Annotated in this window: 15 protein-coding genes and 1 pseudogene; 8 read left to right on the forward strand and 8 right to left on the reverse strand. The window is 61.3% G+C overall.

Annotated elements, in window-relative coordinates; translation table 11 throughout:
* The first annotated feature begins 23 nt into the window (after positions 1-23).
* A complete protein-coding gene (locus tag HU730_RS07145; protein WP_186526469.1) occupies positions 24-3,122 on the forward strand; it encodes a transglycosylase domain-containing protein in 3,099 nt (1,032 codons plus the stop codon).
* A 793-nt stretch (positions 3,123-3,915) separates the two neighbouring features.
* Here HU730_RS07145 and HU730_RS07150 read toward each other — a convergent pair.
* The 5 genes from HU730_RS07150 to HU730_RS07170 form a co-directional block, all read right to left on the reverse strand.
* A complete protein-coding gene (locus tag HU730_RS07150) occupies positions 3,916-4,398 on the reverse strand; it encodes a CS1 type fimbrial major subunit (RefSeq protein WP_034127990.1) in 483 nt (160 codons plus the stop codon).
* 5 nt (positions 4,399-4,403) lie between these two features.
* On the reverse strand, positions 4,404-5,162 hold the full coding sequence (locus HU730_RS07155; protein WP_072447588.1) for a pilus assembly protein: 759 nt from the start codon (positions 5,160-5,162) through the stop codon (positions 4,404-4,406).
* A 66-nt stretch (positions 5,163-5,228) separates the two neighbouring features.
* The gene (locus tag HU730_RS07160; RefSeq protein WP_054922508.1) at positions 5,229-6,476 is read right to left on the reverse strand and encodes a hypothetical protein; all 1,248 of its coding nucleotides are present in this window, start codon (positions 6,474-6,476) and stop codon (positions 5,229-5,231) included.
* Positions 6,477-6,497: 21 nt separating this feature from the next.
* Positions 6,498-9,020, reverse strand: coding sequence for a CS1-pili formation C-terminal domain-containing protein (locus tag HU730_RS07165; RefSeq protein WP_186526468.1), 2,523 nt, complete (start codon positions 9,018-9,020; stop codon positions 6,498-6,500).
* Positions 9,021-9,132: 112 nt separating this feature from the next.
* Positions 9,133-9,633: a CS1 type fimbrial major subunit gene (locus HU730_RS07170; RefSeq protein WP_054897684.1), complete on the reverse strand. Its 501-nt coding sequence runs from the start codon at positions 9,631-9,633 to the stop codon at positions 9,133-9,135.
* Between the two features lie 462 nt (positions 9,634-10,095).
* On the opposite strand from HU730_RS07170, the gene HU730_RS07175 reads away from it, so the two are divergent.
* Positions 10,096-10,605 carry a PadR family transcriptional regulator gene (locus tag HU730_RS07175; protein WP_186526467.1) on the forward strand — a complete coding sequence of 170 codons (510 nt, stop codon included), beginning with the start codon at positions 10,096-10,098 and terminating at the stop codon, positions 10,603-10,605.
* A complete protein-coding gene (locus HU730_RS07180; protein WP_072447586.1) occupies positions 10,602-11,369 on the forward strand; it encodes a siderophore-interacting protein in 768 nt (255 codons plus the stop codon). Before HU730_RS07175 ends, HU730_RS07180 begins: the two co-directional genes overlap by 4 nt.
* A 98-nt stretch (positions 11,370-11,467) precedes the next feature.
* Here the strand turns inward: HU730_RS07180 and HU730_RS07185 are convergent, their stop codons facing one another.
* Complete coding sequence (locus tag HU730_RS07185) at positions 11,468-12,094, reverse strand: Pr6Pr family membrane protein (protein WP_186526466.1); 627 nt, start codon at positions 12,092-12,094, stop codon at positions 11,468-11,470.
* Between the two features lie 4 nt (positions 12,095-12,098).
* Positions 12,099-12,332 carry a VF530 family protein gene (locus HU730_RS07190; protein WP_003188882.1) on the reverse strand — a complete coding sequence of 78 codons (234 nt, stop codon included), beginning with the start codon at positions 12,330-12,332 and terminating at the stop codon, positions 12,099-12,101.
* A gap of 169 nt (positions 12,333-12,501) precedes the next feature.
* On the opposite strand from HU730_RS07190, the gene HU730_RS07195 reads away from it, so the two are divergent.
* From HU730_RS07195 to HU730_RS07215, 5 genes and pseudogenes are all read left to right on the forward strand, one after another.
* Positions 12,502-14,520 (forward strand): TonB-dependent receptor, encoded by a 2,019-nt coding sequence (locus HU730_RS07195; RefSeq protein WP_096143392.1) that lies wholly within the window; start codon positions 12,502-12,504, stop codon positions 14,518-14,520.
* Positions 14,521-14,551: 31 nt separating this feature from the next.
* A complete protein-coding gene (locus tag HU730_RS07200) occupies positions 14,552-14,767 on the forward strand; it encodes a hypothetical protein (protein WP_089041319.1) in 216 nt (71 codons plus the stop codon).
* A 225-nt stretch (positions 14,768-14,992) separates the two neighbouring features.
* The gene (locus HU730_RS07205) at positions 14,993-17,410 is read left to right on the forward strand and encodes a glucose/quinate/shikimate family membrane-bound PQQ-dependent dehydrogenase (RefSeq protein ID WP_034127999.1); all 2,418 of its coding nucleotides are present in this window, start codon (positions 14,993-14,995) and stop codon (positions 17,408-17,410) included.
* A 166-nt stretch (positions 17,411-17,576) separates the two neighbouring features.
* Positions 17,577-18,422 (forward strand): 2OG-Fe(II) oxygenase, encoded by an 846-nt coding sequence (locus tag HU730_RS07210; protein WP_186526465.1) that lies wholly within the window; start codon positions 17,577-17,579, stop codon positions 18,420-18,422.
* A gap of 34 nt (positions 18,423-18,456) precedes the next feature.
* Positions 18,457-19,866: pseudogene (locus HU730_RS07215) on the forward strand (pyridoxal-dependent decarboxylase).
* Positions 19,867-19,992: 126 nt separating this feature from the next.
* On the opposite strand, the gene HU730_RS07220 reads toward HU730_RS07215, so the two are convergent.
* Positions 19,993-22,329 (reverse strand): bifunctional diguanylate cyclase/phosphodiesterase, encoded by a 2,337-nt coding sequence (locus HU730_RS07220; protein WP_186526464.1) that lies wholly within the window; start codon positions 22,327-22,329, stop codon positions 19,993-19,995.

Below are 22,329 nucleotides of genomic sequence, written 5' to 3' on the forward strand. Positions count from 1 at the left end.
CTGTAGGAATGGATCAGTCGACTATGGGCGCACTGTGGCAAACCGACTCGCACCAGGCTGAAGCCGACAGCCCGTCACCCGCCCCATTGCCGAAAAAATTCAGACCTCCCCGGCCATGGCGCCGGCTGTTCTGGCTGATCCTGCTGCTGGTGCTGCTCGCCCTGGGTTTTGCCGTGTTGCGCGAGATGCACAGCGCTCGCTGGCAAGCTCGCACCCTCAGCCAATGGGCCGCGCAGTTGACCTACCGCGTCGAACCCGGAGCCAGCGATGCGATCCTGTACCCCGGCGCCGGGCCCTTCGATCAGCGCCTGGGCTACAGCGCCCTGGGCGACTTCCTGCCGCGCCTGCTCAAGCGTAATTACGTGATCGAGTCCCAGGCACGCTTCTCCGCGGCGCTGATGAACTACAGCCGTCACGGCCTGTTTATTCCTTACGCAGAAAAAATCCAGGCCGGGCTGAGCATCACCGATTGCCGCGCCGCGCCGCTGTATCAATTCAATTACCCGACGCAGTTGTATGCGCAGTTCAGCGACGTGCCACCGTTGATGGTGCGCAGCCTGCTGTTTATCGAAAACCGCGAGTTGCTCGACCCGCAGCCGGCCCAGGCCAACCCGGCGGTGGACTGGCCGCGCTTTGCCAAGGCCGCGTGGTCACAGGTTGCGCGCCAGCTGCACCTGCCGGGGCAAACGGCGGGCGGCAGCACCCTGGCCACGCAGTTGGAAAAGTACCGCCATTCGCCGGACGGCCTGACCCTGTCGGGCAGCGAAAAACTGCGCCAGATGCTCTCGGCCAGTGTGCGCGCCTATCAGCACGGCCCCGACACCCTCCTCGCTCGGCAGAACGTGGTGCGCGACTACCTCAACAGCGTGCCGCTTTCGGCAGTGCCCGGCCACGGCGAAGTGCACGGCATGGCCGAAGGCCTGCGGGTGTGGTATGGCGCCGACTTCAACCAGGTCAACCGCGCCCTGGCCGACACCACGAACACCGCGCCCAGCCTGGCGGCCCGTGGCCTGGCGTTGCGCCAAGTGCTGTCGCTGATGATCGCCCAGCGCCGCCCGTCCCACTACCTGACCAAGGGCCGCGATGAGCTGGCGCAGTTGACCGACAGTCACCTGCGACTGCTGGCGCAACAGGGCGTGATCGAGCCGGGATTATTGAAGGCAGCGCTGGCCAGCCAGGTCACCTACCGCGACTGGCAGCAACAACCGACCACCCAGAAGATCGAGGCCAACAAAGGCATCAGCGTGGCCCGCAGCCGCCTGGCCGCGCTGCTCGATCGCCCGCTGTACGACCTCGACCGCCTGGACCTGTCCGCCACCAGCACCTTGCAAGGCCGACTGCAGGAGCAAATCACCGCGTACCTCAAGCAACTGGCCGACCCGGTCTATGCCAAAGAGATCGGGCTGCTGGGCGAGCGCTTGCTCACCCCCGCCAGCACGCCGCAGGTGCGCTACAGCTTTACCTTGTTCGAGCGCACCGCCGACAGCGCGCGCGTGCGGGTGCAAACCGACAACACCGACCAGCCGTTCGACATCAACGAGGGCAGCAAGCTTGAATTGGGTTCTACCGCCAAGTTGCGCGTGCTGACCACCTACCTGCAAATCATCGCCGAGCTACATGAGCGCTACGGCGCATTGACGCCAGCAGCGTTGAAAAAAGTCGAGGTCGCCGAGCAGGACCGCCTCAGCCGTTGGGCCGTGGACTACCTGCTGCAAAATCCCGGCAAATCCTTGGCAGACATGCTCGAAGCGGCCTTGGACCGCACCTATTCGGCCAGCCCCGGCGAAAGCTTTTTCACCGGTGGCGGCCTGCACCGCTTCCATAACTTTCGCAACCAGGACAACGGCCGCAACCCGAGCCTGCGCGATGCCCTGCGCGAGTCGATCAACCTGCCGTTCATCCGCCTGATGCGCGACCTGGTGCGCTACGTCACCTACACCAGCGCCAACAACAGCGCGCAGTTGCTCAAGGACGACAGCGAGCCACGCCGCCAGGAATACCTGGCGCAATTCGCCGACCGCGAAGGCACCGCTTTTTTGCTCAAGTTCTGGAAGAAGTACCAGAAAAAAGACACCCAGGCGCGCCTGGAAACCTTCCTCGACAGTCTGCATCCCACGCCGATCCGCCTGGCGGCTGTGCACCGATACCTGCTGCCCGACGCCAGCCGCGAGAGTTTCAACAGCTTCCTGCGTGCGCGCCTGGCGGGAACCAAAGGCCAGCAGACGCTGAACGACAAACGCCTCGACACGCTGTACGACAGCTACGGCCCAGGCGCCTATGACTTGCCTGACCAAGGCTATATCGCCAAGGTGCACCCGCTGGACCTGTGGCTGATGGGCTACCTGCTCAACCATCCGGACGCGACGTTCAGCGAGATCGTCAAAGCCAGTCAGTTCGAACGCCAGGAGGTTTACAGCTGGTTATTCAAAAGCCGCCATCAGAGCGCCCGCGACGGGCGTATCCGCACCATGCTGGAGATCGAAGCGTTTCTGGAGATTCATCAGCGCTGGAAAGCGGTGGGCTATCCGTTTGATCATCTGGTGCCATCGTTGGCGACCGCCATCGGCAGCTCCGGCGACCGCCCGGCAGCGCTGGCCGAGTTGATGGGCATCATCCTCAATGACGGCGTACGCATTCCGGTGCTGCGCATTGACAGCTTGCACTTTGCTGCCGGTACGCCCTATGACACCCGCCTGATCAACGCCCCCGACCGCGCCCGCCGAGTGATGCCTTCCGAGGTGGCGACGGCCCTGCGCGGCGCGCTCTCCCAGGTGGTCGATGCCGGCACCGCCAAACGCGTCGCCGGCAGTTTCAAACACGCCGACGGCACACCGTTGGCCATGGGCGGCAAGACCGGCACTGGCGATAATCGTATCGAAGCCATCGGTGCCGGCGGGCGCATTCTCAGCTCCAAAGCGATCAACCGCACCGCCACCTTTGTGTTTTATATCGGCGAGCGCCACTTCGGCACGCTCACCGCCTTCGTGCCCGGCAGTTCGGCGCAGGGTTTCACCTTCACCTCGGCGCTGCCGGTGCAGGTGCTTAAAGGCATGGCGCCCCTATTGATGCCATACCTGCAAGGCGACGAGCAGAACGCCTGCGTGAGCAGCATCGGTAAATGAACGTGCAGCGCAAACTGCGATGCAGTGGTTATGTATGCCTGGCCTTTCATGGGCATGGGTATCTACACAACTTTTGTAGCCACTGCCAACCGTACCCACGATGCGAAGCGAGCCGCTTTTGCTCTTGCTCTTGCTCTGCTTTTGATCTTGATCTTAGGCGCCCCGTCAAACCACGCTGGCCGGAATTCGACAGGGATTTGGGGGGTAAACCGGCAGGGATGCCGGTTTAGCCGCCCCGCGCCATGGATGGCGCGTGGCGGCGGCCCCCCAAATCACTGGCGGATTACGGGCACACCGAGCCTAAGCGAGGTGCCGAGTGGTGGGGCAAGAGCCCTTTTGGTTACTTTTGGGGCTCTTTTCCAAAAGTGACCCGCTGTAAAAGCGGAACCCTAAGTGGCCGTTACCGCAGGAATGGATATGTACTCGATCCGATCCAACATCCTGACCGGCTGCCAGGCCGCCATCGGGGGCAAGCCCCCTCCCACAGGTCCGGCGTCGCACCAAAAAGTTGTGTAGATACCCATGCTTTCATGGACGTGATTAGGGTAAGTCATCTGACTTACAGACAACCCAACCCTGTTATTCGAGCCCCGCTACCCGCACGCAGCTGGACCAGCACCGGCTCACATCGGACGACGAGGCCGGTATTCATCTGGCCTATCGCAGTACGCTGGTAGCCCGGTTGAGAAGGTTGGGAGCGTTACCTTGAGCAGCAGAACCCCACCGCCAAATGGAACAACGGCAACACCTTCGACCTGAAGTACCAGCAGCTCGATGAAATGAGCCCAAACGGTCAAGGCGCCAGAAAATCAAACATCAGGTGCACCGTGCCGTAGTAGGACCCGCCCTGGTATCCACCCTGCGGCTCGATCGGAGCAATCTCCAGCTCGACGCGCCGGCCCATGCCCGCCTCGTCAGCGCTGAGTATCTGGGTCGAGTCCAGGGTCAGGGGCACCCGGTTGAACAGCACGCGCAAATCAATACGGTCGCGGCCGCTCAACAGATAGGGCACGTCCCCCAGCCGCGCGGCTACGCCGCCATTGAGGTTTTTCACGTCGAAGTTCTTGCGCAGGCGCCCGAGCCTGGAGGTCGCCAGGTCCCATGCCAGCAGTTGGTCCTGCGCCATCCAGTCGGGTTCGGAGGGCAGCACATAGGCTTCGTGGATCGGAATAGTGACCGACACATCAAAACTCTGGCGTTCCTGAAACGCCTGTACCGGCGCGCCGATGAATAACGTTGCGACCAGCCCCGCCCATACCGTCAGTTGCTTGAACATTGTCATCACCCGTTGCTGTTGACCGTCATCGGTGTTTTGTCGCGGCCTTCGATCATCTGGAAGCGGTATTCACGCCCGGGCTTCTTCTCAAGCTGCCATTGGCGCCCCGGCAGAATGTGGTGCTTGGTGGTGGCTTCGCAGTCGGTTTTTTTCGCCGCTGAACAGTCCCGGAACTCATCGAGTACCACCACGCTGTTGCCGGCGTTGCGCAGTGTGTACTGGTCGGCGGTCTCGACGACCTTCGTATCGAAGCGGGTGTCCTTGGGCCGAACGAAAAACACCGTGCCGTAACCGGCCATGACGTTGACGCCGGCGGCGAGATCTTTTTTGTACTCGTCGCGCTCGGCGTCGGTCACGGCGAAGTCGTCTTCCTTCTCCGGCACCACCGGGATGAAGCGCACCCGGAAGTAACGCTCCTTGTCGCGCTCGCCCATGTACAGCAAGCGCGTCCCCTGGCGCCCGCCCGCCGGAACGATCAACCGCGCCGGGCTGGCCATCAGGCCGTCGCGGCTGGTGGCGGCGCCCTTGTCATCCGTCAGGGAGGCCACCGGGATTTCCCTGGACGTGCCGTCGGCGTTATAGACAATTTCCAGCACATTGACCTTGATAAAGGCGGTGCTGGTGCCGCCGTTGAACACCCGCTTGAGATAAGAACTGCGGTCGCCCTCCAAGTAGTCATACACCACGCCGACATTGATCGCCGGCCCGGCCTGCGCCGCCAATGACATCAGCAACAGCCCAGCCCCTAACACTGCTTGTTTCATGTTTGATTACGCCTTATTGATTGAACGCGGCCCACCACAGGGAGCCGATATGCGAGCCGGGCTCGCCTAGACTTCCGAATCCCAGATCACCGTGGCCACGCCGGAATAGGTGCTGCCGGGTTTCTTGAGCATGTCGGCCACGTCATCCTTGCCCACCTCGAAATGCAACTTGCCCTCGCGGTTGTTCACGTACTGCAACGGCTGGAACAGTTCGGTGCCGACGCCGTCGAGGCGCAGGGGCAGTTTGTTCACGCCCTGGTCGTGCTGATCACGCAAGCCATAGGGCAGGCTCACGGCGACTTGAAGCGGCACTTCGTCACCGTCGTTGTTACGCAGGCCACAGGTGTTGCCGATCACCAGCCCGCACTCCAGGGTCATCTTGAAACGTGAGCTGGCGGAGATTGCGAAGGTCTGGTCACGCCATAGCCGCGAGGGGCGCCGCCCCTGGTTGAGCCAGGCCTGCCAACCGCCCTCGGGTAACAGCTCGATGCGATTGCCGCCCGCCGGCAGGTCAATCTTGAGCACGTGCTCCACCGACAAGATGAAGTTGAAGGTCAGGGTGTTTTCGTCGGGGATCATGGTTGTGCCGAAATCCATATCGCCGCCCGGGCCCATGGTGTAAGTGATGGAACCCTCATAAGTACCAGCGTCCATACCCAGAGGGTTTGGTGTCTTGAGTTCGTAGCCGTACTCAAGCGTGCTGTAGCTCATCCGCCCGATTTCCATACCATTTGTAACGCTGCAGGCTCCGGCGTTCTCTGGAACGATCCAGAAAAAAAGCGCATACGCTTGTCCCGCCGCCATGTAATTGATCGGCAAGCACGGTGCCGGCGCCCCTCGCCAATAAGCGTTCCAGCCCACGCCTGGCGTGGCCCAGCCGGACACACCCGGTGGATAAGAGACATTCCACCGTCCCCCAATACCGGCAATGCGCATCTGTACCGTCTCCGCACGACCGGTGACGGTGTGAGTCACTTGCAGATCGCGAAATGCCGAGGGCACCTTGAAATAGGCGCTCTGGCGCGGATCCTCCGGAAACGCCGGTATCGGCCCATTGGAATAGGCCCGGAACGAACTGTTACGAATACTGAAGGTATTGACCGCCTCGCACCTGGCTGGAACGTGCCAGGGACACAAGCCACTTTGCGGCGTGGTATTGACGAATTTATTGCTCGTTGGGTTGGCCGGATCGGGGCGAAACACCGCCGTGATCTGCTCGACGATAGCCAGTGCCGGCAAGCTGTAGGTAGCGCCCAAAACCAGCGCGAATGCACAGAGCCCCAAGCGTTTTTTCATTGCGGTAATCAAGGTCATGAACTCCCGTTTCAACCGCCGTCAACCGGCGGTTTCGCCCTTGTGGTTAGCTTCGGCCAGCGTGTCCGGCGTGCAGCGCAGATCACCGATCATCAGCACGTCGTTTTCATCCGGCGCAGTGCTCGGGTCCAGGCGGAACTGGCAGAGCAACTGGTTCTGGTAGCGCACCTGCAGGGTCGGCGCGCTGGCGCTCATCTCCATGGAGAAGAACCCGTCCACTTCGCTGACCCCACGGCTGGCGTGATTGATTACGTGATGGCCTTTAAGCGGCGCGCCGCGTTCATCCAGCAGGCGGCCGAGTACGGTGACGGTTTTCATCACGGTGATCTTGCGGTAGTCCACGCCGCCCTTGTTCAGGTGGTAACTGGAGCGTGCGGGCTGGATGTTCGCCGCCGGCGGGTGGTTGCCTTCGAAGTCGAAGCTCACGCTGCTGCTCTTGTAGGCCGAGACCGGCACGTAGTTGCGCCCCGGACGCAGTACCGCGCTGCCGCCGCCCAGGTCGTCGGCGCGCAGGGCGATCTCGTCGAGGTCGGTTTCCACATCGATGATCATCCCCGCGCCGTTGCCCTGGTACTGGCTGCTGAGCAGCATTTTCCCGGCGCCCGCGACGAAGGTGCTGTTGAGGTTCAAGCCACCACTGAAATCGCCATTGAAGGAGCTGCGCTGCACAAAGCCGTCGCCGCTGACCACGTCGGTGCTGAAGTTGGCCATGCCTGACAGGCCGACGCCGTAGGTATCAGTGATCGCCGTGGCCGAGACACTTTGCAGCACATGGTCGGTGAGGTTCTGCCGATACGTGATCGACGCATTGTTATCGCGGCCGCCATCACGGGCGGTGCGGGTGCCGATGCTGCCGGAAATCTGCCGGCCATCGCTGCCCAGGTTCACGCTCAGGCTCACATCCACGCCACGGTTGCGCTGGTCATTGGTGCCGGCGCTGCCGGGGCGGTCGAACACCGAGAAACGCCAGTTGGCATCACTGCCGAAAAAGCTGTCGTGACGGCTCCAGCCCAGGTCCAGCCCCGCACCTTCGACGTTGCCTTGGCTGTGGGACACTCGCATGTTCAAAGTGTTTTTCGCATCAAGGCGATGGTTGACCGACAACGCCGAATTGCTGGCCTGGCCGACAAAGGTGTTGCGCCGCAGGCGCGTGCCGTCGGGCAGGGTTTCGTAGGTGTCGCGGGTGTCGAGCCAGCTGCGGTTGTGACTGAACACCAGGTTGGTCGCGCCGAAGCTGTAGAGCCCTTGCAGGTCAAGGCCCGTGCCATGTTCACGGGTTTGATAAACATTGGCATAGAGGCTGGTGTTGTCGGCAACGGTCCAGTCCACCGAGCTGCCATATTGCAGTTGCTCGCGCACCTGGCGGGCCGACAGGCCAAGAATCACCCGCGGGTGGAGCAGGTAATTGAGCGACGCGCCGGCCGTCACCGCACCCGAGGCTTGCTCGTCCCAGTTGCTGAACAGCTTGGTTTCGCGCCCGGCGAACAGGTTGTAGCGCCAGCGGTCTTCGGCGTTGCGCCAGTTACCGGGCTTGTACACCAGCTCCTGCGTAGTGCTGGTGGTGAGGCCGTCTTCCACCAGGCGTACTTCCACTTCATAGATACCGCCGGGCAGTGGCCGGGTGTCCAGGGTTTGCAGGCCGGCGGCCACGGCCTGGGTGTTGATCAACAAGCCGTTGCGATAAATCTCTACCGCTGCCTGACGGTTGGCGGTGACGTAGATCGGGTACACGCTGGGCTTGGGGTTGTTGATCGCCAGGCTGTCGGAACTGCCGTACATGATGCCCAAGGCGGTGTCGGGGCTGGCGCCGAAGCTGCGCAGTTGACGGGTCAGGCCATCGGAATTGGGGGTGAAGTGGCCGAGGCGAAAAAATTGCCCTTCCAGTTCACGCTGGGTATACAGCTCATGAATCGCGTGGCGCATGGGTTGGTCATTACCGCTCTGGCGCGCCAGTTGCAGGTTGAACACCTGGCTCCAGTTGCCCACGCTGGAACTGGCTTGCAAACCATAACGGCCGCCGAGGCTGTCTTGCTGACCGCCATTGAGGTTGAGCTGGTTGTTGATGATCAACCCCAGGCTGCCGCCGTCGGGCTGGTCGTAAAAGCGCGGGGCTTCGCTACTCAGTTCAACGTCCTGCGTGAGGATCGACAACTGCGAGCTTTCCAGATTGTAGTAAGCAGAGATCATCTTTTGCGGGCAAGACTGGGTACAGGCGCCCAACGCCACGCCTTTTTCCAGCAGGCCTTGCCAGGTGTCGCGGGTGGCAGCCGGCACCTTGCTATCGCCGGTGTCGGTGAATTCGAGCAGGGTAACGCGGTCATCCCGGGACAGCACGATCAGCGCTTCGCCAAGCAGTTGGTGGTCCAGGTCTACGCGCACCGCCAGGGGTACATCGAAAAAGTGATCGGCAAAGCCTGCGGGCAAGCCTTGGGCCTGAGTGATCAGGCTGCCGGGCGTGGCTGCACCGGAAGCAGCAGGTGCCGCCAGCGCACTCGTACATATCAGCAGCGCAAGCGCAGCCGCGATAGGCGTCATCGGGAACATGAACGGATACTCTGAATGCCAGGAGACCAGAATCGAAAACCAGGCCGGCGAACGGAGGAGGCATTCGCCGACCTGAAAAGTCATGCCCGCGCCAAGCGGGCATTAAGTGGCATCAAGGCGCTACTGGCAGTACCGCATCGAAGACCACTGGCATCACGGAGGTGTACGAACCGCGCTGAGTCGCCGAAGGCTTGGCTGCGACGATGCGCATCTCCGCACCTACGCCTGGGGTGGAGTCGGCTTCGTTGACCACTTCCTGTGGGGTGCCGGTCAGGGTCACACCATTGAGGGTGGTGGTGAGCGGGATGTTCTGGCTTGGGTCACCGTTGAACAGCACGGCCGGGCCGCCTTCGATGTAGGCGTGAACCGAACCATTGGTGTTCTTGATGTCGTAGATGGCGCTCAACGGCGCCAGCTCACCGCTGACCAGGTTGTAGGTCATGGTTTCATCGCGACCCCAGTTCGGGTCACGCGGCTGGGCGTGGAACACGGTAGTCGGGATGGTGGCCTTCATGTTGACGGTGTGGCTGGCTTCACCGGCAGCAAAAGCTGTTACCGAGGAGGACAGCGCCATAACAGCCAGGGGAACAGCAATCGCAAACTTCTTGAACATGGTCAATACCTGTAGTTATCAACATTGAGTGATTCGTCGCCAAGTAACCGCCTTAACAACGAACGCGCCGCCGTTAGTTGCAACGCCAAACAATGATCAACTCAAAACAACAGTAGGTATGCAGGCAACCTCTCACGCCTGCGTAGCCCTATTAATCAGGGATTGAGAGAAAAACATGGCACTTTGCCAAAACTTTTAAATTAGCTGTAAGAACAAGACTACAACACAAAAAACAGGGCCAACCAAAAGAACTTTCGCTCAGAAAAATACCACAAACAAGCTGCCGGACATAAACTTAACTGAGTTTAAACTCTAATTAAAGTTATGACTCTAAAATTAATTGTATTCCACGTATTCCAAGGTCCTCTGCCGGAAAAGGCGCCGACGACCGTTGGTCGCCAAGCCCTATCGTCACGTTAAGATATATCTTAAGTTATATCTAAACCTGTCTGGAGAGACTGCATGAGAAACGAACCTCGCGGTGAATTCGAAAAACGTGGCGGTCGCGGTCCTCGCGTCTTCGCACCGGGTGATCTGAAATTACTGCTGCTGGCGCTGATCGCCGAACAACCATGCCACGGCTACGACCTGATCCGCCGCATCGAAAGCCTGTTCGACGGCGCCTACAGCCCCAGCCCCGGCGTGATCTACCCGACCTTGACCTTCCTCGAAGAAAGCGAGCTGATCAGCGGCAATGCCGAAGGCGGAAAAAAGCACTACACAATCACCGACTCCGGTCGTCTCTTTCTAAGTGAGCAGGCCGTTGCTCTGGACGGCGTGCGCATGCGCATCGACGTCAGCAAACGCTCACTGCGCGGCCACGACCGCCCACCTGAAATCCACGAAGCGGTGCATAACCTGCGCCACGCCTTGCATTCGCACAACGGGCACTGGAGCCCGCAGGAAATCGTTCGTGTTGCGGCGCTACTCAATCGCACCGCCCAAGCCATTGCCGACGGGACAGACCAATGAACACACAAGCTATTCACCGCGTAACCCATGAAATAAAACGCCGCCGCCTGGAAGTGCTGCGGGTGGTGGACATCACCCCGCGCATGCGCCGCATCACACTGGGCGGGCCTGAGCTGGCGGGCTTTGTCAGCCTGGGCAGCGACGATCACATCAAGCTGCTGTTCCCGCAGAACGCCGCCGAGCAAGCGGCGCTGGAAAGCCCGACGTTCGCCATCAAGGGCGACGGCCCGCAACCGGCCATGCGCGACTACACGCCACGACGCTACGACCTGAAAATCGGCGAGCTGGATATCGACTTCGTGCTGCATGGCGATGGCCCTGCGTCTACCTGGGCCGAGCAGGCGCAGGTCGGTCAGCACCTGTATATCGGCGGGCCACGAGGCTCAATGATCGTGCCGGACATTTTCGACAGCTACCTGCTGATCGGCGACGAAACCGCCCTGCCCGCCATCGGTCGACGCCTGGAAGAACTGCCGGCCGGGCGCAAGGTGCTGGCGGTGATTGAAATCGCCGATGCGGCGGAGCAACAAGCGCTGCAAAGCGCGGCGGACGTCGAGATTATTTGGGTGATGCGCGGCCAGGATGACCTGCTCGACGTGGTGCGCAACCTGACGCTGCCCAGCGGCACGCTGTACAGCTTTGTCGCCACCGAAACCAAGTTGTCACGCCAGGTACGGCGGGTGCTGCTGGATACGCACAAGGTCAATGAGGAATACCTCAAGGCCGTGGGTTACTGGCGTGCTGAGGGCAGCGAAGAAGAATAAAGGTGGGGCTTGCCTGCGATGCAAGCACCTCGGTTTATCAGTTACACCGAGGTGATGCTATCGCAGGCAAGCCAGCTCCCACCTTAATGGTGCTCACTTTAAATCGAGGGTGATTTGAGGCGCTTGTCCAGGCCAACGATCACCAGCCCAATGACGATAAACCCTGCCAAAATCCCTCCGGTATTCACAAACACTTGTGGATAACCGAGGCTGTCCACATCCATGAACGGGTACTGATACTGCCCGAGCATATGCCCCCGCAGCAGCACATAACCGAAGTACACCAATGGGTAGATCACCCAGCCGGCAATGTGTTTGAGCCGCAACGTACCCTTGGGCACGCACCGCCACCAATACACCACAAACAACAACGGCATGACGTCGTGCAGCAATTCATCGGCGATAAATTGAAAGCCTTGCGGGCTCCACAGATGCCGCAGCAGCAGGTTGTAGGCCAGGCTCACCACCACGATGCTCGCGGCAATCGCGCTACTGATGCGAGGCGCGAGGAAAAACCGCTTGGCGGCTGAGTCGCGCTTGACCAGTGAGTAGCTGAGCACCACGACCACCAAGGTATTGGTCAGAACGGTGAAGAAGCTGAAGAAACTGATCAGGCCGCCCAGCAAGCTCGCGCCACTGGCCCAGCGCGAATAGAGAATCAGGTATTGCTGGATCGCCAACCCCACCCAACCGGCCAACGCCGCCGCCGCAACAAAGCGCTTCATGCACTCAATCCAGTGGGCGTTTGGTACGCATCAGCTTGACGTACAAGCCTTCGACCTTTTCCCGCGCCCACGGGGTTTTGCGCAGGAAAGTCAGGCTCGACTTGATGCTCGGGTCACTCTTGAAGCAGCGGATATCAATGCGCTCGGCCAAGCCGCTCCACTCGTAATGCTCCACCAGGGTGGTGAGCACGTGCTGCAGGGTCACACCGTGGAGCGGGTCGTTGCTTGTCGCGGTCATGCCGGGCCTTTTGCAAAAAGAGGAACACAGCCGCGCACCTTAGCCGACGGGGCGAGCAGGTGGAAGCATCGCATTGAATATAGCCCGCCAGGAAAAGTTCCCCTTTTTCACAGAAAAGAGATGTTATATTGTAACTTAAATTATCAGTCATTTTGCCCAGGAATTTCCGATGTCGCTGCCTTCTCTCTGGCGCTTGTCGCCCCTCGCCGCCGCCCTGTTGATTGGCTCCCAGGCCCATGCCCTTGAACTGCCACCCCAAGTAGTCACCGGCAACCCGCTGGGCAGCACACAACTCGCCTCGCCCACCACCGTGCTGGAAGGCGATGACCTGACCCTGCAACAAAAAGGCAGCCTCGGTGAAACCCTGAACAAGCAGCCGGGCGTGTCGTCTTCGTACTTTGGCCCGGGGGCCAGCCGCCCAATCATTCGCGGCCAGGATGGCGACCGCATTCGCATCCTGCGTAACGGCGTGGGGGCGCTGGATGCCTCGTCGCTGTCCTACGACCACGCGGTGCCACTGGACCCGATCAACGTTGACCGCATCGAAATCGTGCGGGGCCCGGCAGCCCTGCTGTACGGCGGCAGCGCCATCGGTGGGGTGGTCAACACCTTCGACAATCGCATCCCCACCGAAGCCATCGAAGGCATCCATGGCGCTGGCGAGTTGCGCTACGGCGGCGCCGACACCACCCGCAGCAGCGCCGGCAAGCTGGAAGCCGGCAACGGCACCTTCGCCTTGCACCTGGATGCCAATGCGCGCGAGTTCAACGACCTTAAAATCCCAGGCTATGCCCGCAGCCGCCACGCGCCGGAAAGCGAAAACGGACCCGGCAAAAACGGGCGCCTGGGTAACAGCAATGGGCGCCAGGACGGCGGCGCGGTGGGCGGTTCCTACACCTGGGACGATGGTTATGCCGGGCTGTCCTACAGTAATTACGACAGTAACTACGGCTCACCCGCCGAGCAGGATGTGCGCATCCGCATGAAACAGGACCACTACGCCTTTGCCTCCGAGATTCGCAACCTGCAAGGGCCGTTTACCTCGGTGAAAATCGACGCCGGGTACACCGACTACGAACACCGCGAAATCGAAGGCGGTGAAACCGGCACCACCTTCAAGAACAAAGGCTATGAAGCGCGGGTGGAAGCTCGTCACCAGCCGATTGGCCCATTCGATGGCGTGGTCGGCGCCCAAGTGACCCGCAACGAGTTCTCGGCCCTGGGCGAAGAAGCCTTCGTGCCGCAGACCGACACCAACGCCGGCGCGCTGTTTATCCTCGAAGAAATGCAAGCCACCGAACGCCTGAAACTCAGCCTCGGCGCACGCCTGGAACACACCAGCGTCGACCCGAACGCCAAAGGCAACGAGCGTTTTGCCAATGCCGACAAGAGCAGTGACTTCACCGCCGGTAGCCTGTCGTCAGGTGCGGTGTACACCCTCACGCCGATCTGGTCCCTGGCTGCCACCCTCGGCTACACCGAACGCGCGCCGACCTTTTACGAGCTGTACGCCAACGGCGCCCACGTTGCCACCGGTACCTACGAGTTGGGCGATGCCAACCTGAAGAAAGAAAAGGCCGTGTCCAGCGACCTGGCCCTGCGCTTTGACAACGGCACCCACAAGGGCAGCTTCGGCGTGTTCTATAGCCACTTCTCCAATTACATCGGCTTGTTGGGCACGGGTCGTACCCTGAACGATGAAGGCGAAGAGGACGCGGGAGGTATTCCCGAGTACGAATATTCTGGTGTGCGCGCACGTTTCGCCGGCTTCGAAGCCCAGGATCACTGGAAGCTCGGCGAAGGCGCCTACGGTAAGTTTGCGCTGGAACTGTCGGGCGACTACACCCGCGCCACCAACCTGGACACCGGCGAAGCCTTGCCGCGCATTGCGCCATTGCGTTTGAACAGCGGCTTGCTGTGGGAACTGGATCGCTGGCAAGCGCGTATCGACGTGGAACATGCCGCAGGCCAAGGGCGTGTGCCGGATAACGAAAGCGGCACCGATGGCTACACCACCCTCGGCGCCAGCGCGGGGTATCGCTTCAATGTGGGCGGCAGCCAGTGGCTGGCGTTCGTCAATGGCGAGAACCTGACCAACCAGACCGTGCGCTATGCCAGCTCGATCCTGCGCGACATCGCACCGGCGCCGGGGCGCAGTGTGCAGTTCGGCATCCGTACCACTTTCTAACCGTCACCTCACCCCCCCTGTAGGAGCGAGCTTGCTCGCGAAAAACGCCAACGATAACGCGCGCTTCCTGAATAAACGCGGCGCCTGTGAGTTTTTCGCGAGCAAGCTCGCTCCTACAGAGATAGAGCCTGCCATCAGGCTATTTTTGCAGCGACTATCTGTCACTGTTACCGAAACTGAAATGATGCATCTTGCGATTCACCCTTTCTCAAAACGCCCCGCCGCATTATCCTTCGCAACAATCTGAAACGCTTCACCTCCCGGTCGACTCCCTTTGCCGAATTTCTTCCTGCACAAAGACAGCGCTGTCTTGAATCGACCTGCGCCAGGGGGGTTGATTGCCCGCCTGTGGATAACCCGGTTATCCACAGAAAAAACCAAAAATAACGATGAACCAAGCCCGAGCCGAATCGTCATCTACAGTGAGTGAAGCACGGGGTTACATAATTCCAACGTAACGGAGAAACACACTATGAGCACTGATGGTGCCTCAAGCCCAAGCCGCCTGTTGCCCAGGCTGCTGGGGGTCTTGCTGCTGATCATGGGGCTGGCCTTGCTGGCCGGTGGCGTCAAGCTGAGTATGCTCGGCGGGTCGCTGTACTACCTGCTGGCCGGTATCGGCATTGCCGTGACCGGCGTATTGCTGCTGGCCACTCGCCGCGCCGCGCTGGGCCTGTATGCACTGGTGTTGTTTGCCAGCACCGTGTGGGCCCTGTGGGAAGTGGGCCTGGACTGGTGGCAACTGGTGCCGCGTCTGGCCCTGCTGTTCGCCCTCGGCATCGTCATGCTGCTGCCGTGGTTTCGTCGGCCATTGCTGCGTGGCCAAGCCGCACCGCTGGGCACTGGCGCGCTGAGCGTTGCCGTGGTGCTGGCGGGCGCGACCGCCCTGGCCAGCCAATTCACCAACCCAGGTGAAATGGTCAAGACCGGCCAACTGGACCGCGACGCGGTGCCGGGTATGGCCAGCGCTGCGCCAACCCAGGCCGATGGCGACTGGAACTCCTATGGCCGTTCGGCCTTTGGTGATCGTTACTCGCCACTGGCACAGATCACCCCGGAGAATGCCCATAAGCTGGTGCCGGCGTGGACTTATCGCACTGGCGACATCCCTGGCCCAGGCGATCCCGGTGAAACCACCGCCGAAAATACCCCGCTGAAAGTCAATGGCATGCTCTACGTGTGCACACCGCACAGCCAAGTGATTGCCCTGGACCCGGATACCGGCAAGGAAATCTGGCGTTTCGACCCGAAGATCACCACCCAGGGTGCTGAGAGCTTCAAAGGTTGGGCGCACATGACCTGCCGTGGCGTGTCGTACCACGATGACGCTGCCTACGCTTCCGAGCAGAGCCCGACTGGCACTGCCAGCCCGGCCGCCGCACCGAATGCCTGCCCGAAACGCATCTTCGTGCCGACTGCCGACACCCGTCTGATCGCCCTGAACGCCGACACCGGCAAGATGTGCGAAGACTTCGGTGACAAAGGTCAGGTCGACCTGCGTGCCAACATCGGTAGCTTCGCCCCAGGCGGTTACTACTCCACGTCGCCACCGGCCGTGACCAAGAACCTGGTCGTGATCGGCGGTCACGTGACCGACAACGTTTCCATCGACGAGCCAAGCGGCGTGATCCGCGCGTTCGACGTGCACACCGGCAAGCTGGTGTGGAACTGGGACAGCGGCAACCCGGACGACACCACACCGTTGGCCGAGGGCAAGACCTACACCCGCAACTCGCCGAACATGTGGTCCATGTTCGCCGTGGATGAAAAACTCGGCATGCTCTACCTGCCGATGGGCAACCAGATGCCCGACCAGTACGGCGGCGACCGTACCGATGAGTCCGAGAAGTACGCCGCGGGCCTGACCGCCCTGGACATCGACACCGGCCACGTGAAGTGGACCTTCCAGTTCACCCACCACGACCTGTGGGACATGGACGTGGGCGGCCAGCCTTCGCTGATCGACATCAAGACCGCTGCGGGCGTGAAGCAAGCGGTGATGGCGTCGACCAAGCAAGGCAGCATCTACGTGCTGGACCGCGCCACTGGCCAGCCAGTGGTGCCCGTCAATGAAATCCCGGTGCCACAGGGCGCAGTGGCGGGCGACCGCACCTCCCCTACCCAACCCAAGTCCGACCTGAACTTCATGCCGCCGCCGTTGAAAGAACGCGACATGTGGGGCGTGACACCGTTCGATCAGATGCTGTGCCGGATCGATTTCAAATCCATGCGCTACGACGGCCCGTTCACCCCGCCGTCCCTGCAAGGTTCGATCGTGTACCCAGGCAACTTCGGCGTGTTCGACTGGGGCGGTATCTCGGTTGACCCGGTGCGCCAGATCGCCTTCGTGAACCCAAGCTACATGGCGTTCAAATCGAAGCTGATCCCGGCTGCCGACATTGCCAAGCAAGGCCCACGCGTCAGCGAAACCGAAGGCGTGCAGCCGAACAAAGGCGCCCCGTATGGTGTGATCCTTGAAGCACTGCTGTCGCCGATGGGCCTGCCGTGCCAGGCACCGGCCTGGGGCTACGTGGCGGCGGTCGACCTGACCACCCACCAGACCATCTGGATGCACAAGAACGGCACCGTGCGTGACAGCTCGCCGGTTCCAATCCCACTGACCATGGGCGTGCCTAGCCTGGGTGGTACGTTCACCACCGCCGGTGGCGTCGCGTTCCTCAGCGGCACCCTGGACCAGTACCTGCGTGCCTATGACGTGAAAAACGGCAAGCAACTGTGGGAAGGCCGCCTGCCTGCAGGCGCGCAAACCACCCCGATGACCTACACCGGCAAGGACGGCAAGCAATACGTGCTGGTCATGGCGGGCGGTCACGGTTCCCTGGGGACCAAGCAGGGTGATTATGTAATGGCGTTCAAACTGCCGGATTAAGTAGCGCTGGCGGTAAAAAAGCGGCGGCCCGAACGGGCAGCCGCTTTTTTTTTGCCTGCTGATAATGCCCCAGCGTTTCCCCTCAACCCTTTAAAACTAATTTAGTGCGCACGCCCTGCGTAATACAAAAGGCGTACGGATAAAACTTTAAAGGGAGCTTCATTGCATGACGGACCATGTCGCTACAAAACCAATTCTTTCCACCCCCACAAAAATCCTGGAGCTTGAACACCTCAATACTGCCAGTTTGAAAAAACTCATCAGTGGCGAAGTGCTCGCCATTCGCGTACCTGAGTTTGCCAACGCGAACACCAGCGCACGGTTGATTCAGGCCATCGACGACACCGCCACCCTGGAACACTACGGCCATGAAACCTACGAAGAGGGGCGCGTCGTTCAGCACTTCTATGGTGTGCATCGCTGGGGCACCCCGTTCAACTCCACGTACGGCAAGGCCGCCGGCGGTGACGCCCAAGAAAAATATTATGCAGACGCGGCCCGTATGCGCGGCCTTATCGACAGCCTCTGTGCGCCGCAAAAACCGCCCATTCAACAGCTGATGGAACAGTTCCAGGCGCTCTGGCCGCAAGGTGCAACAGCCGCTGCGTTCCAGGGCCGAGCGATGTTTTGCGGGATCATCCGCGTCATGTTCCCGGAGACGGCGCACCTCTCGGAAACGGTGCCCCATGTGGATTGCCTGCCCCGCACAATCGCTGAACTGCAGCATCAATTCAGCGCCAATATCTACCTGCAAACACCGCCTTCGGAGGGCGAGTTGATCATCTGGGATACCCAAGCCTTTAGCTATGACGAGGTCAAGCGCTTCGAGGGTGCCCAACTGCCCGAACAGTGTTTACAAAAACCGCTGCGCATCCGCCCACGCAAGAACGAATTGGTGCTCATCAATACCCGCCGCCCCCACGCCATCTGCGGGTTCGATTCGGGAAAACGCGTCAGCATGCAGTCGTTTATCGGCTATACCCCCGGCGAACCGTTTTACTTCTGGTGCTAATACTTTTATTGCTCGTGCACATGGACGTTTATCTATGACCCCCGAAGAATTCCGCCAACATGGCTATGCCATGATCGACCTGATTGCAGACTACCGACAGAACATCGAACAACGCGGCGTGCAGCCCACCACCCGACCTGGCTAGATCAAAGCTGCCCTGCCGGCCAGCCCGCCTGACACCGCCGAACCGTTCGAACAGATCATGGGCGACGTCGAAAAACTGATCATGCCCGGCTTGCTGCATTGGCAGCATCCCAGTTTCTTCGGGTTCTTCCCTTCCAATGTGGAACTGTCCTCAGTGCTGGGCGATTGCCTGAGCACCGGCCTGGGTGTGATTGGGTTGTCCTGGCAATCCAGTCCGGCTCTCACCGAAATAGAGGAAGTCACCACTGACTGGCTGCGCGACATGCTCGGCCTGGGCAACACGTGGAGCGGTGTGATCCAGGACTCTGCGTCCACCTCCACGCTGGTGGCGCTTATCAGCGCCCGGGAACGCAGCTCCGATTACGCGCTGATGCACAACGGCCTGCAAAACAGCAGCGCGCCCCTGATCGTCTACACCTCAGCCCATGCCCATAGCTCGGTCAACAAGGCGGCGATCCTGGCCGGGTTCGGCCAGAACCATATCCGCACCATCGCCACCGACGCACACAATGCGATGTCGCCCCAGGTACTGGCGCACGCCATCGAACAGGACCTGGCCGCCGGTAACACGCCCTGCGTGGTGATTGCCACCACCGGCACCACGGCCGCCATGGCGATCGACCCCCTGGAGGCCATTGGCGACCTCACCCAACGCTACGGCCTGTGGCTGCATGTGGACTCGGCCATGGCCGGCGCCGCGATGATCCTGCCGGAATGCCGGGCCTTATGGGATGGCATCGAAAAGGCTGACTCCCTAGTGCTCAACCCGCACAAATGGCTGGGCGCGGCCTTCGATTGCTCGGTGTACTTCGTGCGCGACCCCGAGCATTTGATTCGCATCATGACCACCAACCCGAGTTACCTGCAGTCCAGCGCAGACGGCCAAGTGCGAAACTACCGTGACTGGCGGATCTCCCTGGGCAGCCGTTTCCGCGCCTTGAAGTTGTGGTTCCTGATACGCGAGCAAGGCGTCAGCGGCCTGCAAGCGCGGTTGCGGCGAGACCTGGCCAATGCGCGCTGGCTGGCAGAGCAGATCGAAGCCACTGAGCACTGGACACTGGTGGCCACGCCCGCCTTGCAAACCCTGTGCATTCGCCATGAACCGCCGGGTTTGGAAGGCCAGGCACTGGACCATCACACGCGAGCCTGGGCAGAAAAACTCAACCAGTCAGGCGATGCCTACGTCACCCCCGCCATCCTCGATGAGCGCTGGATGGTGAGGGTGTCCATCGGCGCGCTGGGCACCGAGCATCAGCATGTCCAAAGGTTGTGGGTGCGATTGCAAGCCCTGGTCGCTTGAACGCAGCCAAAGTAGCCCCCCCTGTGGCGAGGGAGCTTGCTCCCGCTGGGCTGCGCAGCGGCCCGAAAATCCTGGGAGCGCTTCGCACTCCAGCGGGAGCAAGCTCCCTCGCCACAGTCAAACTGTCTAGGTTGGCACCTGCTCACGCCGCATCCACCGCTCGAACGCCATGGCATTGAGCGGCCGGCTGATCAGGTAGCCCTGGGCCGTGTCGCAGTTCCAGCGTTTGAGCAAGGTGAGGCTGTGTTCGAACTCCACGCCCTCGGCGACCACCTTGAGCCCCAGGCTATGGCTCATCTCGATGGTGGAGCGCACGATCACGCCGTCGCCGCTGGTGCTGTCGAGGTTGCGCACAAAGGACTGGTCGATCTTCAGCTCTTGCACCGGTAGGCGCTGCAATTGGGCGAGGGACGAGTAACCGGTGCCGAAATCATCCACCGACAGGCTGATCCCGCAATTGCGCAACTGCTCCAGCACGCTGAGGGCCTGCTGCGGGTTGTGCATGATGGCGCTCTCGGTAATCTCGAAAATCAAATGCTCGGCGCCCACGTGGTATTGGGCCAATAACGCAGTGACGCGAATGGCCAAGTCATCATCCGCCAAGTCGTTCACGGAGATATTCACCGACAGCTGGATAACCAGCCCACGCTGCGCCCATTCGGCAATCTGGCGGATGGCTTCCTCGATCACCCACAGGGTCAGGGCACCCATGCTGCCAGTGCGTTCGGCCAAAGGAATGAACTCCCCGGGAGACACTTGCCCCAGCGTCGGGTGTTGCCAGCGCAGCAAGGCTTCGGCCTGGCTCACATGGCCGTGCCGCAGGTCGAGCTTGGGCTGGTAGCACAGGAACAACTCGCCTTCGATCACGGCGCGGCGCAAGTCGCGAATCAGGGTGATCTGGCGTTGGTGGGCGAGGTCGCGGTCCGGTTGGTAGATCTGCAAATGCCCCGGCAGGTTGGCCGCGTCGTGCCGGGCGATGGCCGCGCGGTTGATCAACTCTTCCACCTGCTGCCCATCAGCAGGGTACGCGGCGATGCCGATGCTCACTTCATGGCGCACTTCGTCATTACCGATGCGCAGGGGTTCGGTCAACGCCCCATGCAACTGGTCGGCGCGGGCCACGGCAGAGTCGATCTCGGTGTTTTCCAGCAACAACAGAAACTCACTGCCGGCGATGCGCGCGGCGGTGTCGCTGGCCAACAGGCTGCTGGACAAGCAGCGGCTGGCCTCGCACAACATGTGCTCGACACCTTCGGGGCCAAACCCTTCGTTGATGACTCGGTAGTTTTCAATCCCCACGTACAGCAACACCACCGACCGCCGTGCGCTGATCGCACTGCCCAGGCGCTCCATGGCCAAGGCACGGTTGGGCAATCCGGTGAGCGGGTCATGCAAGGCATTGTGGGCCAGTTGCCGTTCGCGCAGGGCGATGCCGCTTTGCATGGCATTGAACGCCCGCGCCAGCAGGCCGAACTCGTCGTGGCTGCGCACCCGCACCGGGGTGCGGTAGTCACCGGCCCCGATCCGTTCAGCGGCTTGCACCAGCGCATTGAGCGGGCGTGACACTCGCCGCGCCAGGAATAATGCCACCGCCAGCGAGACCAGCAGCACCGCCAGGGCAATCCCCATGAACTGCCGGTCCAGCGGCGCGAAGGATTCCAGCGCATGGTCCAGCGGGCTTTGCAGCAACACGCGCACTTCATCGCCTTCGCCGCTGTTGGCCAAGGGCAACACTTGGCTGAGCACACGCTGGCCATGGAACAGCTGGATCTTCGCCTCAGGATCGACCTGCGTGCCATGCAAGAGGTTGATAATGCTTGGGCGCCAATTGCCAGGGTGGGTGGTGAACAGCTGACCGAGATGGCCGTCCTGCACACTGAGGAACGACACCTCCAGATTGCTCATGGAGCGCAGTTCATGGGCGAATTGCGTGTCCATGGGAAAGCCCATGACCACGCGTGCGATCGGCACAGGCCCGAGCACATCTTTTTGCACCAGCAAATAGGGGCGCCCGGCCATGGCGACGATCAACATTTGCTGGCCGCTGCGCCGCGCCTTGCGCAAGGCATCGGCATACGGGAACAACTGGCCCCGCGTCTGCACCAGCAGGGTACTGACCATGACCCTGTCATCCAGGCCCAGCACCACCACTTCGCTGGAACTGACCCCGGTGCCATGGGTGCCCAGGGCCTCCAGGATCGGCACCGTCCGGCCGCCGGCCACCGCCTGCTTGAACGGCCCATCGGCGGTCAGCCAGTCCAACCCGTACTGCAAGCGCCGCCCGCGCAGGTCCAGCAGGCGCTCGAACACCTGCCGCCCGGTGTTCAACTGTACGTCGGCCTGATTCTCCACCGCACGGGTGGTGGCAGCGTGCACGGCAAAATAGGTGGCGGCCACGACCACCAGCAACAACAGCGCCAGCACCCCGGCTATGCGGGTCTGAAACGTGTGGCGCCAGTGCAT

Source organism: Pseudomonas sp. SWRI22 (genome assembly GCF_014268395.2).
In the GTDB taxonomy this organism is placed as follows: domain Bacteria; phylum Pseudomonadota; class Gammaproteobacteria; order Pseudomonadales; family Pseudomonadaceae; genus Aquipseudomonas; species Aquipseudomonas paracarnis.

What these genes read in the sequence shown, in the direction of transcription:
- HU730_RS07180 (WP_072447586.1), top strand. Translation starts at nt 10,602, where the DNA reads ATGAACACACAAGCTATTCACCGCGTAACCCATGAAATAAAACGCCGC.
- HU730_RS07145 (WP_186526469.1), top strand. Translation starts at nt 24, where the DNA reads ATGGGCGCACTGTGGCAAACCGACTCGCACCAGGCTGAAGCCGACAGC.
- HU730_RS07205 (WP_034127999.1), top strand. Translation starts at nt 14,993, where the DNA reads ATGAGCACTGATGGTGCCTCAAGCCCAAGCCGCCTGTTGCCCAGGCTG.
- HU730_RS07175 (WP_186526467.1), top strand. Translation starts at nt 10,096, where the DNA reads ATGAGAAACGAACCTCGCGGTGAATTCGAAAAACGTGGCGGTCGCGGT.
- HU730_RS07155 (WP_072447588.1), bottom strand. Translation starts at nt 5,162, where the DNA reads ATGAAACAAGCAGTGTTAGGGGCTGGGCTGTTGCTGATGTCATTGGCG.
- HU730_RS07185 (WP_186526466.1), bottom strand. Translation starts at nt 12,094, where the DNA reads ATGAAGCGCTTTGTTGCGGCGGCGGCGTTGGCCGGTTGGGTGGGGTTG.
- HU730_RS07160 (WP_054922508.1), bottom strand. Translation starts at nt 6,476, where the DNA reads ATGACCTTGATTACCGCAATGAAAAAACGCTTGGGGCTCTGTGCATTC.
- HU730_RS07190 (WP_003188882.1), bottom strand. Translation starts at nt 12,332, where the DNA reads ATGACCGCGACAAGCAACGACCCGCTCCACGGTGTGACCCTGCAGCAC.
- HU730_RS07165 (WP_186526468.1), bottom strand. Translation starts at nt 9,020, where the DNA reads ATGTTCCCGATGACGCCTATCGCGGCTGCGCTTGCGCTGCTGATATGT.
- HU730_RS07210 (WP_186526465.1), top strand. Translation starts at nt 17,577, where the DNA reads ATGACGGACCATGTCGCTACAAAACCAATTCTTTCCACCCCCACAAAA.
- HU730_RS07150 (WP_034127990.1), bottom strand. Translation starts at nt 4,398, where the DNA reads ATGTTCAAGCAACTGACGGTATGGGCGGGGCTGGTCGCAACGTTATTC.
- HU730_RS07220 (WP_186526464.1), bottom strand. Translation starts at nt 22,329, where the DNA reads ATGCACTGGCGCCACACGTTTCAGACCCGCATAGCCGGGGTGCTGGCG.
- HU730_RS07170 (WP_054897684.1), bottom strand. Translation starts at nt 9,633, where the DNA reads ATGTTCAAGAAGTTTGCGATTGCTGTTCCCCTGGCTGTTATGGCGCTG.
- HU730_RS07195 (WP_096143392.1), top strand. Translation starts at nt 12,502, where the DNA reads ATGTCGCTGCCTTCTCTCTGGCGCTTGTCGCCCCTCGCCGCCGCCCTG.